The organism is Pseudomonas sp. GW822-FHT04C11 (assembly GCF_058800905.1).
Genome location: NZ_JBXAMS010000013.1, coordinates 119,571 through 135,895 on the forward strand (window position 1 = coordinate 119,571; position 16,325 = coordinate 135,895).

General features: G+C 58.4%; 12 protein-coding genes and 1 tRNA gene. 8 read left to right on the top strand and 5 right to left on the bottom strand.

The window, feature by feature from the left end; all coding sequences use genetic code 11:
- Positions 1–53 precede the first annotated feature (53 nt).
- The 6 genes from clpX (at position 54) to AC1RJ3_RS20665 (ending at position 7,567) form a co-directional block, all read left to right on the top strand.
- On the top strand, positions 54–1,337 hold the full coding sequence (gene clpX, locus AC1RJ3_RS20640) for an ATP-dependent Clp protease ATP-binding subunit ClpX (protein ID WP_054596541.1): 1,284 nt from the start codon (positions 54–56) through the stop codon (positions 1,335–1,337).
- A 198-nt stretch (positions 1,338–1,535) separates the two neighbouring features.
- Positions 1,536–3,932: an endopeptidase La gene (gene lon, locus AC1RJ3_RS20645; protein WP_054596542.1), complete on the top strand. Its 2,397-nt coding sequence runs from the start codon at positions 1,536–1,538 to the stop codon at positions 3,930–3,932.
- A 147-nt stretch (positions 3,933–4,079) separates the two neighbouring features.
- Complete coding sequence (locus AC1RJ3_RS20650) at positions 4,080–4,352, top strand: HU family DNA-binding protein (RefSeq protein ID WP_002552737.1); 273 nt, start codon at positions 4,080–4,082, stop codon at positions 4,350–4,352.
- Positions 4,353–4,405: 53 nt separating this feature from the next.
- Positions 4,406–4,482, top strand: a tRNA-Asp gene (locus AC1RJ3_RS20655).
- A 101-nt stretch (positions 4,483–4,583) separates the two neighbouring features.
- The gene (locus AC1RJ3_RS20660) at positions 4,584–6,443 is read left to right on the top strand and encodes a SurA N-terminal domain-containing protein (protein WP_054596543.1); all 1,860 of its coding nucleotides are present in this window, start codon (positions 4,584–4,586) and stop codon (positions 6,441–6,443) included.
- A gap of 272 nt (positions 6,444–6,715) precedes the next feature.
- Positions 6,716–7,567, top strand: coding sequence for a DUF2242 domain-containing protein (locus AC1RJ3_RS20665; protein ID WP_493080195.1), 852 nt, complete (start codon positions 6,716–6,718; stop codon positions 7,565–7,567).
- Between the two features lie 353 nt (positions 7,568–7,920).
- On the opposite strand, the gene AC1RJ3_RS20670 is transcribed toward AC1RJ3_RS20665, so the two are convergent.
- Both AC1RJ3_RS20670 and AC1RJ3_RS20675 read right to left on the bottom strand, forming a co-directional pair.
- Complete coding sequence (locus AC1RJ3_RS20670) at positions 7,921–8,961, bottom strand: AraC family transcriptional regulator (RefSeq protein ID WP_123582910.1); 1,041 nt, start codon at positions 8,959–8,961, stop codon at positions 7,921–7,923.
- 3 nt (positions 8,962–8,964) lie between these two features.
- Positions 8,965–10,095 carry a nitrilase-related carbon-nitrogen hydrolase gene (locus AC1RJ3_RS20675; protein ID WP_493080197.1) on the bottom strand — a complete coding sequence of 377 codons (1,131 nt, stop codon included), beginning with the start codon at positions 10,093–10,095 and terminating at the stop codon, positions 8,965–8,967.
- 210 nt (positions 10,096–10,305) lie between these two features.
- On the opposite strand from AC1RJ3_RS20675, the gene AC1RJ3_RS20680 reads away from it, so the two are divergent.
- Positions 10,306–12,345: an oxidoreductase gene (locus AC1RJ3_RS20680; protein WP_493080199.1), complete on the top strand. Its 2,040-nt coding sequence runs from the start codon at positions 10,306–10,308 to the stop codon at positions 12,343–12,345.
- A 191-nt stretch (positions 12,346–12,536) separates the two neighbouring features.
- On the top strand, positions 12,537–13,469 hold the full coding sequence (locus AC1RJ3_RS20685; RefSeq protein ID WP_493080200.1) for a 1-aminocyclopropane-1-carboxylate deaminase/D-cysteine desulfhydrase: 933 nt from the start codon (positions 12,537–12,539) through the stop codon (positions 13,467–13,469).
- Here the strand turns inward: AC1RJ3_RS20685 and AC1RJ3_RS20690 are convergent.
- The 3 genes from AC1RJ3_RS20690 to AC1RJ3_RS20700 all read right to left on the bottom strand — a co-directional run bounded on the left by AC1RJ3_RS20690 (position 13,456) and on the right by AC1RJ3_RS20700 (position 16,275).
- Positions 13,456–14,013 (bottom strand): cytochrome b, encoded by a 558-nt coding sequence (locus tag AC1RJ3_RS20690; protein WP_103316160.1) that lies wholly within the window; start codon positions 14,011–14,013, stop codon positions 13,456–13,458. The two genes, AC1RJ3_RS20685 and AC1RJ3_RS20690, sit on opposite strands and share 14 nt — an antisense overlap.
- Positions 14,014–14,214: 201 nt before the next feature.
- Positions 14,215–15,042: a phosphonoacetaldehyde hydrolase gene (gene phnX / locus AC1RJ3_RS20695; RefSeq protein ID WP_493080202.1), complete on the bottom strand. Its 828-nt coding sequence runs from the start codon at positions 15,040–15,042 to the stop codon at positions 14,215–14,217.
- A 123-nt stretch (positions 15,043–15,165) separates the two neighbouring features.
- Complete coding sequence (locus AC1RJ3_RS20700) at positions 15,166–16,275, bottom strand: 2-aminoethylphosphonate--pyruvate transaminase (protein WP_493080204.1); 1,110 nt, start codon at positions 16,273–16,275, stop codon at positions 15,166–15,168.
- Between the last annotated feature and the right edge of the window lie 50 nt (positions 16,276–16,325).

Below are 16,325 nucleotides of genomic sequence, written 5' to 3' on the forward strand. Positions count from 1 at the left end.
CCCGCAATTGCCTTCATCTTGTGTTGCAAGCCTATCGGATTTGGATCGATCGAATGACTGACACCCGCAACGGCGAGGACAACGGCAAGCTGCTCTATTGCTCCTTCTGTGGCAAAAGCCAGCATGAAGTGCGCAAATTGATTGCCGGCCCCTCGGTCTTTATCTGCGACGAGTGCGTCGACCTGTGCAACGACATCATCCGCGAGGAGGTGCAGGAAGCACAGGCCGAAAGCAGCGCGCATAAATTGCCTTCGCCTAAAGAAATCAGCGGCATCCTTGATCAGTACGTGATTGGTCAGGAACGTGCGAAAAAGGTTTTGGCTGTAGCGGTGTACAACCACTACAAACGCCTCAACCAGCGTGACAAAAAGAATGACGATGTCGAACTCGGCAAAAGCAACATCTTGCTGATCGGCCCTACAGGCTCGGGTAAAACCCTGCTTGCTGAAACACTGGCCCGTTTGCTGAATGTGCCTTTCACTATCGCTGACGCAACCACCCTCACCGAGGCGGGTTACGTGGGTGAAGACGTTGAAAACATCATTCAGAAACTGTTGCAGAAGTGCGATTACGACGTAGAAAAAGCTCAAATGGGCATTGTCTACATCGATGAAATCGACAAGATTTCGCGCAAGTCCGACAACCCGTCCATCACCCGGGACGTTTCCGGTGAAGGCGTGCAGCAGGCCCTGCTCAAGCTGATCGAAGGTACGGTCGCTTCCGTTCCGCCTCAAGGTGGTCGCAAGCACCCGCAGCAGGAATTCCTTCAGGTCGACACCCGTAACATCCTGTTCATCTGCGGCGGTGCGTTCTCCGGTCTGGAAAAGGTTATTCAAAACCGTTCCACCCGTGGCGGCATTGGTTTCAATGCAGAAGTTCGCAGCAAGGAAGAAGGCAAGAAGGTGGGTGAGTCCCTGCGTGAAGTCGAACCTGACGATCTGGTCAAGTTCGGTCTGATCCCGGAATTCGTCGGTCGTCTGCCGGTTCTTGCAACTCTGGACGAGCTCGACGAGGCTGCGCTGATGCAGATCCTCACCGAGCCGAAAAATGCTCTGACCAAACAGTATGCCAAGCTGTTCGAGATGGAAGGCGTAGACCTGGAATTCCGGGCCGATGCACTGAAATCGGTCGCCAAGCGCGCACTGGAACGCAAAACCGGTGCTCGTGGATTGCGTTCGATTCTCGAAGGTGTGCTGCTCGACACTATGTATGAAATCCCCTCGCAATCCGAGGTGAGTAAAGTAGTGATCGATGAAAGCGTTATAGAAGGCAAGTCCAAGCCACTGTATATCTACGAAAACAGTGAGCCGGCTGCCAAGGCAGCGCCAGACGCGTAAGCGTCGCACTGCCGGATTAAAAGAAGGGGCCTTCGGGCCCCTTTGCTTTTGCAGGAGCTGCCGAAGGTTTGGGCCGCGTTTGGACGATCTTTACCGCGGTCTTTTAATCAGCTTGTTTTTTTCGAAAGCAGCCCCCATCTTGGTTTCAAGCTTACTTCCATCTGTTTCCGGCCTTATGGCCGCCGTAGAGGCGAAATCATGAAGACAACCATCGAATTGCCTCTCCTGCCATTGCGTGATGTTGTGGTTTATCCGCACATGGTTATCCCGCTGTTTGTGGGGCGCGAGAAATCTATCGAAGCCCTCGAGGCGGCGATGACGGGCGACAAGCAGATCCTTCTGCTGGCCCAGAGAAACCCTGCCGACGACGATCCCGGTGAAGACGCACTTTATCGTGTCGGTACGATCGCAACGGTTCTGCAGCTGCTCAAGCTGCCTGACGGCACGGTCAAAGTGCTGGTTGAGGGCGAGCAGCGTGGCGCGGTCGAGCGTTTCAGCGAAGTCGACGGCCATTGCCGTGCCGAGGTTTCGCTGATTGACGAAGTCGACGCTCCCGAGCGCGAATCGGAAGTGTTTGTTCGCAGCTTGCTGTCTCAATTTGAACAGTACGTTCAACTGGGCAAGAAGGTTCCGGCTGAAGTCCTGTCATCGCTCAATAGCATCGATGAGCCAAGCCGCCTGGTCGATACCATGGCCGCGCACATGGCGCTGAAGATCGAGCAGAAGCAGGAAATCCTCGAAATCATCGATTTGTCGGCCCGGGTCGAGCACGTTCTGGCATTGCTGGACGCCGAGATCGATTTGCTGCAAGTCGAAAAACGCATTCGTGGCCGCGTCAAAAAGCAAATGGAGCGCAGCCAGCGCGAGTACTACCTGAATGAGCAGATGAAGGCCATTCAGAAAGAACTCGGCGATAGCGAAGAAGGCCATAACGAAGTCGAAGAGCTGAAAAAGCGCATCGATGCCGCAGGCTTGCCAAAAGACGCGCTGATCAAGGCCCAGGCTGAGCTGAACAAGCTCAAGCAAATGTCACCGATGTCTGCTGAAGCGACCGTGGTGCGTTCCTACCTTGACTGGCTGGTTCAGGTGCCGTGGAAGGCACAAAGCAAGGTTCGTCTGGATCTTGCGCGCGCAGAAGACATTCTTGATGCTGACCATTATGGTCTGGAAGAAGTCAAAGAGCGGATTCTCGAATACCTCGCCGTACAAAAACGCGTGAAGAAAATCCGCGGTCCGGTGTTGTGCCTGGTCGGTCCTCCTGGGGTGGGTAAAACCTCTCTTGCGGAGTCGATTGCTCACGCGACAAACCGCAAATTTGTACGCATGGCCCTCGGCGGCGTGCGCGATGAGGCGGAAATTCGTGGTCATCGCCGGACTTATATCGGTTCGATGCCAGGAAGATTGATACAAAAGATGACAAAGGTGGGCGTGCGCAACCCGTTATTCCTGCTCGATGAAATCGACAAGATGGGCAGCGACATGCGTGGCGATCCGGCATCGGCTTTGCTGGAAGTGCTCGATCCCGAGCAAAACCACAATTTCAACGATCACTATCTGGAAGTCGACTACGACCTGTCCGATGTGATGTTCCTTTGCACCTCGAACTCGATGAACATTCCGCCGGCGCTGCTCGACCGGATGGAAGTGATTCGTCTGCCGGGCTACACCGAAGACGAGAAGATCAACATCGCTGTCAAATACCTTTCGCCCAAGCAAATTCAGGCCAATGGCCTGAAAAAAGGCGAGCTGGAATTCGACACCGAGGCGATCCGCGACATCATTCGTTACTACACCCGTGAAGCCGGTGTGCGTGGGCTCGAGCGCCAGATTGCCAAGGTTTGCCGCAAGACGGTCAAAGAGCATGCAATGGAAAAACGCTTCTCGGTGAAAGTCACGGCCGAGATGCTGGAGCACTTCCTTGGCGTGCGCAAATTCCGCTACGGCCTGGCCGAGCAGCAGGATCAGGTGGGGCAGGTGACTGGCCTGGCCTGGACTCAGGTGGGCGGCGAGTTGCTGACCATCGAAGCTGCAGTGGTGCCGGGTAAAGGGCAACTGATCAAGACCGGTTCGCTGGGCGATGTGATGGTCGAATCGATCACTGCTGCGTTGACGGTCGTTCGCAGCCGCGCGAAAAGCCTGGGGATCCCGCTGGACTTCCATGAGAAGCGCGACACCCATATCCACATGCCGGAAGGGGCGACGCCCAAAGACGGTCCTAGTGCGGGTGTAGGCATGTGTACGGCACTGGTGTCGGCATTGACCGGGATTCCTGTACGCGCTGATGTTGCCATGACCGGCGAAATTACCTTGCGCGGCCAGGTTCTGGCGATCGGTGGACTTAAGGAAAAACTGCTGGCGGCACACCGTGGCGGGATCAAGACAGTGATCATTCCTGAAGAGAATGTTCGCGATTTGAAGGAAATTCCTGACAATATCAAGCAAGATCTTCAGATCAAACCGGTTAAATGGATTGACGAGGTCCTGCAAATTGCGCTGCAATACGCGCCGGAGCCCTTGCCGGATGTGGCTCCCGAGATAGTTGCAAAGGATGAGAAACGCGAGTCTGACTCTAAGGAAAGAATTAGCACGCACTAGTACGTATTAGCCTGGGGGGCTTTCTTGACAGCTTTTTAGAGCCCTTGTTATAAAGCGGCTCTTAAGTGTCTGTAGGCCATTCAGCACTCGTTTTTGCTTTCACCAAAAAACTTAGAATCATCTCAAATAGATATAAGGGGACTTAGAGTGAACAAGTCGGAACTGATTGATGCTATCGCTGCATCCGCTGATATCCCGAAAGCTGCTGCTGGCCGCGCGCTGGACGCTGTAATCGAATCCGTCACTGGCGCTCTCAAGGCTGGCGACTCTGTTGTTCTGGTTGGTTTCGGTACTTTCTCCGTGACTGATCGTCCAGCTCGCATTGGTCGTAACCCACAGACCGGTAAGACGCTGGAAATCGCAGCAGCCAAAAAACCAGGTTTCAAAGCCGGTAAAGCACTGAAAGAAGCTGTTAACTAAGCCTCACTCGGTTTTTTGCCTATCCGGGTCGGGGTCATCCCTGACTTGGCAGCGGAGCGGTAGTTCAGTCGGTTAGAATACCGGCCTGTCACGCCGGGGGTCGCGGGTTCGAGTCCCGTCCGCTCCGCCAGTTACGAGAAGGCGCATCCTCGGATGCGCCTTTCTTCTATCCGGATTCTACCCACGCTCCACGGTTGCCTAATTTGAAGTTCAACCGTTTCTGGGGGACGCATGCTGCAGAATATCAGGGACAATTCACAAGGCTGGATTGCCAAGACCATTATCGGGGTCATCGTTGCACTGATGGCTTTGACCGGTTTCGACGCCATCTTCAAGGCCACTACCCACCGTAATGATGCGGCCAAGGTGAATGGTGAAGAAATCAGCCAGAACGAGCTGAGTCAGGCGGTTGATATGCAACGCCGTCAACTCATGCAACAGCTGGGCAAGGATTTCGATGCATCCTTGCTTGATGAAAAAATGCTGCGCGATGCTGCTTTGAAAGGGCTGATCGACCGCAAACTGTTGCTGCAAGGCGCAGAAAAATCGAAATTCGCTTTCTCTGAGGCTGCACTGGACCAAGTGATCCTGCAAACGCCTGAATTCCAGGTCGACGGCAAGTTCAGTCCTGAGCGTTTCGACCAGGTGATCCGTCAGCTGGGCTACAGCCGTATGCAGTTCCGCCAGATGCTGGCTCAGGAAATGCTGATCGGCCAGTTGCGCGCCGGTCTGGCAGGTAGCGGTTTCGTCACCGATGCACAGGTGCAGGCTTTCGCTCGTCTGGAAAAACAGACCCGCGATTTCGCGACCCTGAACGTCAAGGCAGATCCAGCCGCGGTGAAGCTGACTGATGAAGAGGTCAAGGCTTACTACGACGAACACGCCAAAGAGTTCATGACACCTGATCAGGTGGTCATCGATTACCTCGAGTTGAAGAAGGCTTCCTTCTTTGATCAGGTCGCCGTCAAGGACGAAGACCTGCAAGCGCTGTATCAGAAAGAAACCGCGAACCTGGCCGAACAACGCCGGGCTGCGCACATTCTGATCGAAGTGAATGACAAGGTGAACGAGGCGCAAGCCAAGGCGAAGATCGAAGAGATTCAGGCGCGTCTGGCCAAAGGCGAAAGCTTCGAGGCCCTGGCCAAGGAGTTCTCGCAGGATCCAGGTTCGGCTGCCAACGGCGGTGACCTCGGTTACGCTGGCCCGGGCGTTTACGACCCGACCTTTGAGAAAGCGCTGTATGCGCTGGGCAAAGACCAGGTGTCGGCGCCGGTGCGCACTGAATTCGGTTTCCACTTGATCAAGCTGTTGGGCGTTGAAGCACCGCAAGTGCCAAGCTTCGCCAGCCTGAAAGACAAGCTGACCAAGGAACTGAAAACCCAACAGGTCGAGCAGCGTTTTGTGGATGCGACCAAACAGTTGGAAGATGCCGCGTTCGAAGCTTCCGACCTGGCTCAACCAGCTGCGGACCTGAAACTGACCGTCCACACGTCCGCACCGTTTGGCCGTGAAGGTGGCGAAGGTATCGCGGCCAACCGTGCCGTGGTCACTGCTGCGTTCAGCCCGGAAGTACTGGATGAAGGTGCCAACAGCACCGGCATCGAGCTGGATCCGGAAACGGTTGTGGTGCTACGTGCCAAAGAGCATCGCAAGCCTGAACAGCTGCCACTGGAAAGCGTCGCTGCGAGCATCCGCGTGCAATTGACCAAGGAGCACGCCAGTGCTGCTGCCAAGACCAAGGCTGATGAGCTGATCGCCAGTCTGCGTGATGGCAAGACGCCGCTCGCCAGCCAGGGCTGGAAAGTCACCAATGCGGCAACTCGTGCTCAGGAAGGTGTTGATCCAACCGTGCTGCAAGCGTTGTTCCGCATGCCGAAGCCTGCAGCCAAGGACAAGCCGACTTTCAGCAGCGTGACCCTGACTGACGGTAGTCTGGTGATCGTGCGTCTGAACGGTGTGAGCGAAGCCGCAGCGCCTTCTGAAGAAGAGAAGGCTCAGTATCGTCGCTTCCTCGCGTCGCGCGTTGGCCAGCAAGACTTCGCGGCCTACCGCAAGCAACTGGAGAGCCAGGCGGACATCAAGCGTTACTGATGCCTGACTGACCCGTTAGAGGTAAACAAAGACCCTGGCCGAAAGGCCGGGGTCTTTTGTTTTGTGCGGTTCGACGGTCGACTGAATTCTTTGGCCACCCGGTCAGCGCGCAGCGGCCAAATTACGGGTGTTCATCGATCATTTGTGCCAGCGACTTTTTCCGGTAAACGAAGGTCAGTAAACTTGTATCGTTTACAAGACACTAATCCATGCGCCGTTACGGGGTGATCTGTTGCACAATAGGCCCCGGATCGTTTTCTTCAGGATGTTCAATGTTCAAATCATTCCATGTGCGTGCCGCCGGGCTGGCGTTGGTACTGGCTGCAGCAGCCGGTTGTGCCAAGGACCAGGCCATCTATGAGCATGAAAATTTCGATGATTCCGGGACGTTTTCGCGCAAATACCCGGTTACCGATGTTGCTTCCTGCGAGGCCGCTCGTCGGGCGTTGTTGAGCCAGGGCTACATCATCACCAGCACTGATCCGAAACTGGTCAGCGGTCACAAGAGCTTTCAGCAGACCGGCGACACGCATATGGAGATCAGCTTTAACGTGGTCTGCGCCGAAGACAGCAAGCATCACGCGACGATGTTCGCCAATGCCTTGCAGGACCGTTACGCGCTGAAGAAAACCAACAACTCCGCCAGCCTCGGCGTCGGTGTGTTGGGCTCGGTGTCGATGCCGATTGGTTCTTCCGATGATTCGATGGTCAAGGTCGCCAGTGAAACCGTGTCCTCCGGGAAGTTCTACGAGCGGTTTTTCACCCTGGTCGAGCTGTTCCTGCCGCCTGAGGTGAAGAAAGAGGCACATATCGTCGAGAAGCCAAAGGCCGATCTGGGTGTGCCTGAACCCACGGCAGCCCCTGCAGCGCCAACATCCACGCCCGCAGTGACGCCAGCGCCAACTCCAGCGCCTGCTGAGCCGGCGACGACTGCGCCAGCGCCAGCGGTGAGTGCGCCGATAGAGCCTATATCCGCCGTATCGGCACCTGCAGCGGCGTCGGTTGCACCTGCGAGCAATACCGAGCCGACACCGGTGTCTGAAGTCATCACGCCACCGGCGAATCCGAGTTCGTTGCCGGCACCGACCGAGCCAATTCCGGCACTGCCATCGTCCGGCAAGTAATCTGAAGGCGAGCGCTGCGGGGGCAACCCCCGTAGCGTTTGTTCAGAGTCATCTGCACCACCAGAGGCTGATTTTCTTCAGCTTTTATTCAAAGTCCACCGTGATAAATTCTTGAGTGCCTGCTACGTTTTACTAGCAGGAACGTACCGCTGTGCCCGCGTCATTTTTCTTTCATACGGGCACTTTATGCTGAGGGCGAAGGTCATTGGTATAACGGTTTAACTCGACTCAAAAGGACATCCCTATGGACGATTATCAAGAAGAGCTGCTTGAATACCAGGCGTTTGAACTGGACCCTCTGGAGCCCGCCGAAGACGCTACCGAGTTGTAAAAAAGCAGCTGCAGGCTAGCCGTCAGGCTGATTGCCTGTGACTGCGACGGAACTCGCCAGGTGTCTGGTTGTTCCAGCGTTTGAAGGCGCGCTGAAAGGCTTCGGCCGAGGCAAACCCCAGCAGGTAGGCGATTTCGCCAAAGGCCAGTTCCGTGTCGCGGATGTAGGTCATGGCCAGATCGCGGCGAGTGTCGTTGAGAATCGCGCGAAACTGCGTACCCTCTTCGGCGAGCTTGCGACGCAAGGTCCAGGTCGGCAGCTTCAGGCGTGCCGCCACTTCTTCCAGGTCGGGTTCGCGACCTCCATTGAGCAACGGCCCCAGCAACTGAGTGATGCGTTCACGCAGGCTGCGGGTGCGGGTCAATTGCTCCAGTTCCCGTTCACACAGCTTGAGCAGTAGACGCCAGGTACTCGGGCAGTGCTCGGGGTTGCGCAGTGCCAGGCTGGCCTGACTCAGCCTTAGTTGGTTGTGCTCGGCACCAAACTGGATCGGACAATCACCCAGCAGTGCGTAGCGCTCGCGGTAATCCGGCTCGGCGAACTCGATGTCGATGCGTTCGGCGTGCAGCGGCTGGCGGCTCACGCTGGATAACTGCTGCAACCAGCTGGCGATGATCGAATCCACCACAAAGCGGTTATAGGCGTTGTACGGGCTGATGGAATAGAACCGTAGCCATGCGCCCTGGGCATCTTCATGAAAACTCGACTGGCCGCGGTAATTGGAGCCGTACAAGGCCTCGAAGCGAATCAGGCAACGCGCCGCTTCGCGCACGGTTGGCGCCTGAGCGGCAGTGACGCCGGCCAGCCCGACCTGGCTGAGGCGGCTCAGTTGGCCCATACGCAGACCCAGCGCCGGGTCGCCGGTCAGTTGAATGGCCGCGTGGCCCAGGCGCATGTAGCGCGGGATCGACAGCCGTGCGCCGGCTTCGGCTAACCGCGCCGAGTCGAGTCCGTATTGTTCCAGCAGCGGCTGAGGGTCCAGACCGTGGCTGGACACTGCGTCAGCCAGGCTATGGACGAAGCCGACCGACAGATCCCCGAGGCGCATCGGCTGTGGTTTCATCACTTACAACCAGATATTGAGCAAACGTGCGCCGCGGGCCTCGCGGTCGGCGAAGTGTTGGCCGTTGCTGCTGAGAAAGCTCTGGCCGGCGCTGCCCTGATCCCAGAATTGTCCGCGCAGGAACACGCTGACACCAGCACTGGCCTGACTGACCGGGCGCTGACTGGTCAACGTCAGGCGATGCCAGGCCTCGCCCTCGCTGAGCGCGCCGGGTTCGAGGCCGATTTTGCTCGGGGTCGATGGCCCTTTGTCACCGCGCCAGGGTTTGTCCCAGGCATTTCGGCCGATGACAAAGGCCGGCACGGCGATCAATTGAGCGCCCTGATCGTTGAGTTTGCGATAGTTGTCCGGGTACCAGCTGTCGTTGCCGATCAATACGCCCAGACGTCCGGCCGGAGTATCGATGACATTGATCACTTGATCGGTGCTCGGCTGGATATGGCCCCGTTGATCGAAGGCCGGGCTCAGCTGGCGCTGCGGTTGGCCGATCGGCAAGCCATCGCGACCGAACACCAGGCTGCTGTTGTACAGCGCACCACGACCGATTTTCAGTGTGCCGTCGCTGACACTGGGCTCGGGCAACACGATGCTGCCGGCCACCAGGGTGATGCCGAACTCGTTGGCCAGCCCACCGAACAGCGCCTGGTACTGCCTGGCCATGCTTTTGGCTTTCATGCGCAGGTGCGCGTCATCCAGGCGGTTGTCGCCCTTGGCGCTGATCAACGCGCGCAAAAAGCTCAGGGGATTGCTCACCGCCAGCCAATTCATGGCTTCGTCCAGCGTGCTGGCTTGATACAGCTCGTCTTTCTCGCCGCTAACCATCAGCCAGGTACCGATGTGTTCCGGCAGCACAACGATGGTCTTTTCGTTCAGCAGGCCTTGTTCGCGAGCCCGCTGCAGATAGGCCGCGAGCTTGCGGTGCAGGTGTTCGGGGCTTTGATAATCGGTGGGGAACAATTCGGGCTGGATGCCCAGCAAGTTGCCGCGATCGGCAGGAACGCCCTGGTTAACGGCGAGGTTGATGCGCAGGTCCGAGAGGTAATGGCCAACCGGGCGATCGGCGGTCCACATTGCGTAAGCGGCGATGAGGGCGACAAATGCCATGGTGACGGTCAGATAAAGAAGTTTGCGCATGGGGAAACAGTCAGCGGCCTTGTGCAGGATTCGCCGACTAGGGTAGGCCCCATGCCGAGGAATGCCAAGAGGTGCTGCGCGTTTGGATCAATAAGTTGTCAGTTACGGTCATTGAGCGATGACAGGCCTGCTCTTAGTCTGTGGCACATAACCGATGGGTGCCAAAGAGCACCCGCACTATTTTCGTGATTGTTCGTTGTGGAGCTACCGATGACCGCCGCTCATTACCCGCACCTGCTGGCCCCGTTGGACCTGGGTTTTACCACGCTGCGCAACCGCACCCTGATGGGCTCGATGCACACCGGCCTTGAGGAGAAGCCTGGCGGGTTCGAGCGCATGGCGGCGTACTTCGCCGAACGTGCTCGCGGTGGTGTTGGCCTGATGGTCACCGGCGGTATTGGTCCGAACGATGAGGGCGGGGTGTACTCCGGCGCTGCCAAGCTGACCACGCTCGATGAGGCGCTCAAGCACCAGGTCGTCACCCGTGCCGTGCACGAGGCGGGTGGCAAGATTTGCATGCAGATTCTGCACGCCGGGCGTTATGCCTATAGCCCGAAACAGGTCGCGCCGAGTGCGATCCAGGCACCGATCAACCCGTTCAAGCCCAAAGAGCTGGACGAGGAAGGCATCGAGAAGCAGATCAGCGACTTCGTCACCTGTTCGACCCTGGCGCAAAAAGCCGAGTACGACGGTGTCGAGATCATGGGCTCGGAAGGTTATTTCATTAACCAGTTCCTCGCAGCCCACACCAACCACCGCACCGATCGCTGGGGCGGCAGCTACGAAAACCGTATGCGCCTGCCGGTGGAAATCGTTCGTCGCGTTCGCGAGGCGGTAGGCCCGAATTTCATCATCATCTTCCGACTATCGATGCTCGACCTGGTGGAAGGTGGCAGCACCTGGGAAGAAATCGTTCAGTTGGCCAAGGCCATCGAGCAAGCAGGTGCGACCATTATCAACACCGGGATCGGCTGGCACGAAGCGCGGATTCCGACCATCGCCACCAAGGTTCCACGTGCAGCCTTCAGCAAAGTCACGGCCAAGTTGCGTGGGGAGGTGAGTATTCCGCTGATTACCACCAACCGCATCAACACCCCGGAAATCGCCGAGCAGATCCTCGCCGAAGGCGATGCCGACATGGTGTCGATGGCGCGGCCGTTCCTCGCCGATCCGGAGTTCGTCAACAAGGCCGCCGCCGGTCGCAGTGATGAAATCAATACCTGCATCGGTTGCAACCAGGCCTGCCTGGACCACACCTTCGGCGGCAAATTGACCTCGTGCCTGGTCAACCCGCGGGCGTGCCATGAAACCGAGCTCAATTACTTGCCGGTGCAGCAGATCAAGAAAATTGCCGTGGTCGGTGCTGGCCCTGCGGGATTGTCCGCGGCCACCGTGGCCGCCGAGCGTGGTCATCAAGTGACGCTGTTCGATTCCGCCAGCGAAATCGGCGGCCAGTTCAACGTCGCCAAGCGTGTGCCGGGCAAGGAAGAGTTCTTTGAAACCCTGCGCTACTTCAAGCGCAAGTTGCAGACCACGAATGTCGAGGTGTGCCTGAATACGCGGGTCGATGTCGCGCAGTTGGTGGACGGGGGTTATGACGAGGTGATTCTGGCCACCGGCATTGCGCCGCGTGTACCGGCGATTCCGGGTGTCGAGAATGCCAAGGTGTTGAGCTACCTGGACGTGATCCTCGAACGCAAGCCGGTCGGCAAGAGCGTTGCGGTGATTGGCGCCGGCGGTATCGGTTTTGACGTCTCGGAATTCCTCGTACATCAAGGCGTCGCCACCAGCCAGGACCGTGAAGCGTTCTGGAAAGAGTGGGGCATCGATACTCACCTTGAGGCCCGTGGCGGTGTCGCCGGGATCAAGGCCGAGCCTCACGCGCCAGCACGCCAGGTGTTCCTGTTGCAGCGCAAGAAATCCAAGGTTGGCGACGGTCTGGGCAAAACCACCGGCTGGATTCACCGTACAGGGCTGAAGAACAAGCACGTACAGATGCTCAATAGCGTCGAGTACCTGAAGATCGATGACGAAGGCCTGCATATCCGCATCGGTGAAACCGGTGAGCCGCAAGTACTGCCGGTGGACAACATCGTGATCTGCGCCGGGCAGGATCCGTTGCGCGAATTGCACGACGGCCTGGTAGCTGCCGGGCAGAACGTGCATTTGATCGGTGGCGCGGATGTAGCGGCGGAGCTGGATGCCAAGCGTGCGATCAATCAGGGTTCGCGCCTGGCAGCTGAGTTGTAATCACGCAAGTCCAAGGTTAATACCCTACCTGTGGCGAGGGGGCTTGTCGGAACGCTGCAACGCCCCGTTCGGCTGCGCAGCAGTCGTAAATTTGGGGGTCGCTTCGCGACCCAACGGGGGCAAGCCCCCTCGCCACAGGTGCTGTCGCTCTGCTGCTAAGATGCCGGCTCTTTCCCAAAGAGCCGGCATCAATGCTTTCTCCTCCCAGCGACTGGCTGCCCCATGCCCCGCTTGAACGTCTTCATCTCGACTGGCTCACCAGCGCCGGGATCGAGGTGGCGATCCTGCGCCTGGACCGGATCGACCCGCTGATCTCCGGCAACAAGTGGTTCAAGCTCATTGAGCATCTAAGGGTGGCCCGCGAGGCCGGTGCCGAAGGTGTGATCAGCCTGGGCGGTGCCTGGTCCAATCATCTGCATGCGTTGGCGGCAGCCGGTAAACGCTTTGGTTTTCCTACCGTCGGCCTGCTGCGCGGGCATCCGCAAGACACCCCGACCGTGGAGGATTTACAGGCCTTTGGCATGCAATTGCACTGGTTGGGTTACGGTGGTTATCGTGCGCGCCACGAGCCGGGTTTCTGGCAGCCATGGCAAGCGCAATACCCGCACCTGCATCCGGTCCCCGAAGGCGGGGGCGGTCTGCTCGGTGCGCGTGGTTGCGGGCAGTTACTGACTCAGGTCGGCAATCAGTTGAACCAGTTGGGCTGGAATGACCATGACGGCTGGTGGCTGGCCTGCGGAACCGGCACCACGCTGGCCGGGTTGGTGCAGGCCGAGGCGGGGAGGCATCCGGTGTATGGCGTGCTGGCGGTGCCCGATGATCATGGCGTGGCGCAGCAGGTCGAGGCGATTCTCGGCGAATGCGGCTTGTCGGACGGGGGATATGAGCTGTTCGACGGCAGTTGCGGCGGTTTTGCCAAAGTAGCCCCGCCGTTGCTGGCGTTTATCGAACACTGCGAGCGAGCCAGCGGTATCCCGTTGGAGCCGCTGTACACCGGTAAAGCGCTATGGGCACTCAAGCAACAGGTTGATGCCGGATTTTTTGCCGCCGGCACACGCTTGATCTTCGTGCACACCGGCGGCTTGCAGGGGCGTCGGGGTTTTGCGTCACTCAGTCAGGGCTGACGCGCTTGGGCATCATCCGCAGCAGGGTGTTATCGCGAACCACGTAATGGTGATACAGCCCGGCCACGGCATGCAGGCCGATCAGCCAATAGCCGATGGTGCCGGCCAGTTCGTGCCAGCCCTTGATCTGCTTGGCCAGCGGTTTGTCCTCGCTGATCAGCAACGGCAGGTCGATGCCGTAGAACATCACCTGATGACCGTTGGCGCTGGTGACCAGCCAACCGAGAATCGGTGTGGCGATCATGAATATATACAACGCCCAGTGCATCAGCCGGGCAAGCACGGTTTGCCACTGGGGCGATGCCGGGAAGATTTGCGGAGCGCGTCCCAGGCTACGGGCGAACAGCCGTAACCAGACCAGTGTGAACACGGTCAGGCCGAGCATGTAGTGCGTTTCCGTGATCAGGGCTCGGCCGCCACTGCCCCTGGGAAACATCCCCCGCAGTTCGATACTGGCGTAAACCAGCGCCAACAGTACCAGCATCAACCAGTGCAACATGATTGATACGGTGCTGTAGCGTGATTCGGAATTCTTCCAGGGCATACGGTTTTTCCTCGCTTATCAGGTCTGAAGCCCCCGTTCTTGTATGACGGAGTGGGTTAACTGTAATCCTGTTTGCGAGGATTTGCCTGAGTCAGATCAGGCTTCGTACCTTATCGAGCGCTCTGCGACAGCCTATTGGCTAGAAAAAAGCGCCAGTCCCGGTTCAGGGACTGGCGCTTTTTTTGGCACTTGAGGCGGTAATCAGCTGCTTTGCGGCATCTCACCGTTGGCCAGGCGCTGATTGATGTCGGCGATCACTTCCGGCAGGTCGGTGATGGTGTCGATCATGTAGTGCGGACGCGAACTTTCGAACAGGGCATGAATACGCTTGCGTTCGCTGGCCAGTTTGTCGCTGCTCAGCGCGCGATAGCCGTCGTAGGTCAGGCCTAGCGCGTTACCCGAGCAAATCAGCGCGACAGTCCACATGCCGGCACGGCGACCTTCGAGAATACCCGGCACGGTGTCGTCGATCTTTACGCAGGCGGCGACGTCGTCAATACCCAGGGCGATCACGTTGGCTAGGGCCTGAGCCGGCCATGGGCGGCCATTCGGCACTTCGTCGGTGGCGACCACGTGGTCGGCGACATAGCCGTTGGAGGCGGCCAGTTCGACAACTTTGTCCATGACTTGCTTCGGATAACCGGAGCACGAGCCGATTTTGATCCCTTGCTGGCGCAGGTTGGCGATGGTCTCCAGGGCGCCCGGGATCAGCGCCGAGTGCTCGGCGATTTTTTCGATTTGCAGCGGCATGAAGCGCTTGTAGATGGCGGTTACGTCATCGTCGCTCGGCGTACGACCGAAAACCTGGCGATAACGCTCGGCAACTTCGGGCTGATCGCAGAGCGTGCGGATGTGGTCCCACTTGCCCATGCCCATCGGCCCGCGGGCTTCTTCGATGGATACCTGGACGTCGAATTCGGCAAAGGCTTCGACGAAGATCCGGGTCGGCGCGAAAGAGCCGAAGTCGACCACGGTGCCCGCCCAGTCGAGGATGGCGGCTTGCAGCTGAGTCGGGTTGCTGTAGTTCATGTCTCAAATCCTGTAATTGGGGGAATGGCAAGCAAAGCCATGACTCGCCCGTAGCTGCCGAGCCCGCGAGGCTGCGTTCGGCAGCGCAGCCTCGCGGGCTCGGCAGCTACGGGCGGTGAAAAGTCAGGTATCGAGGACTTCCATTTCGCGCAGCACCTCGCCGATCGCCGCCACTGCCGCATGCATCTCGGCCTGATTGACATGGCCGATGCAGCCGACACGAAAGGTTTCGACCTGGGTCAACTTGCCCGGGTAGAGGATGAAACCCTTGGCCTTCACGCGTTCGTAGAAGGCTTTGAACTGGTAACGCGGATCTTTCGGCGCATGGAAGGTGACGATGATCGGCGCCTGGATCGCGGCGGGCAGGAAGCTGCGCAAGCCGAGTTTGGCCATTTCATCGAGCAGCACCTGACAGTTGTTCGCATAACGCCGATGCCGCGCCGGTAGGCCGCCTTCTTCGTTGTATTGCAGCAACGCTTCGTGCAGCGCCGCGACCACGTGGGTCGGCGGGGTGAAGCGCCATTGGCCGGTCTTGGCCATGTAGGTGTATTGGTCGAACAGGTCCATCGCCAGCGAGTGGGAATTGTCGGCAGCATTTGCCAGGGCGGCTTTGCTGGCAAAGACAAACCCCATCCCCGGTACGCCTTCCAGGCATTTACCCGAGGCGGCGATCAGCGCTTCGAACGGTACTTTTTGAGCGTCGATCGGCAGTGCACCGAAAGAACTCATGGCGTCGATGATCAGACGTTTGCCGTGTTGGGCGATGACGTGGGCGATTTCCGGTAGCGGGTTAAGAATCCCGGTGCTGGTTTCACAGTGGATCAGCGCCACGTGGGTGATGCTGCTGTCGGCGTGTAGCAGGCGGTCGACGTCGGCGGCGGTGGTCGGTTGGTCTTCAGCGGTTTCGAACGTACTGAAGGAACGACCGAGCACTTCGCAGATTTTCGCCAGGCGTTTGCCATAAGCCCCGTTGATCAACACCAGCACCTTGCCGTCGCGGGGTACCAGAGTGCCGATGGCCGCTTCGACGGCGAAGGTGCCGCTGCCCTGCAACGGCACGCAGTAGTGACTGTCGGCAGCGTTGATGATCGCCAGCAGCTGTTCGCAGAGGCTGGCGGTCAATTGGTTGAAGCGCTCATCCCATGAACCCCAGTCCACCATCATCGCCTCACGGGTGCGCTGCGAGGTGGTCAATGGGCCGGGAGTGAGCAGGATGGGGTCGGCAGTACTCATTCGGGTGTTCTCGCAATCGGTGGGATGAAGCTGCGGGAGATAAATTGCAA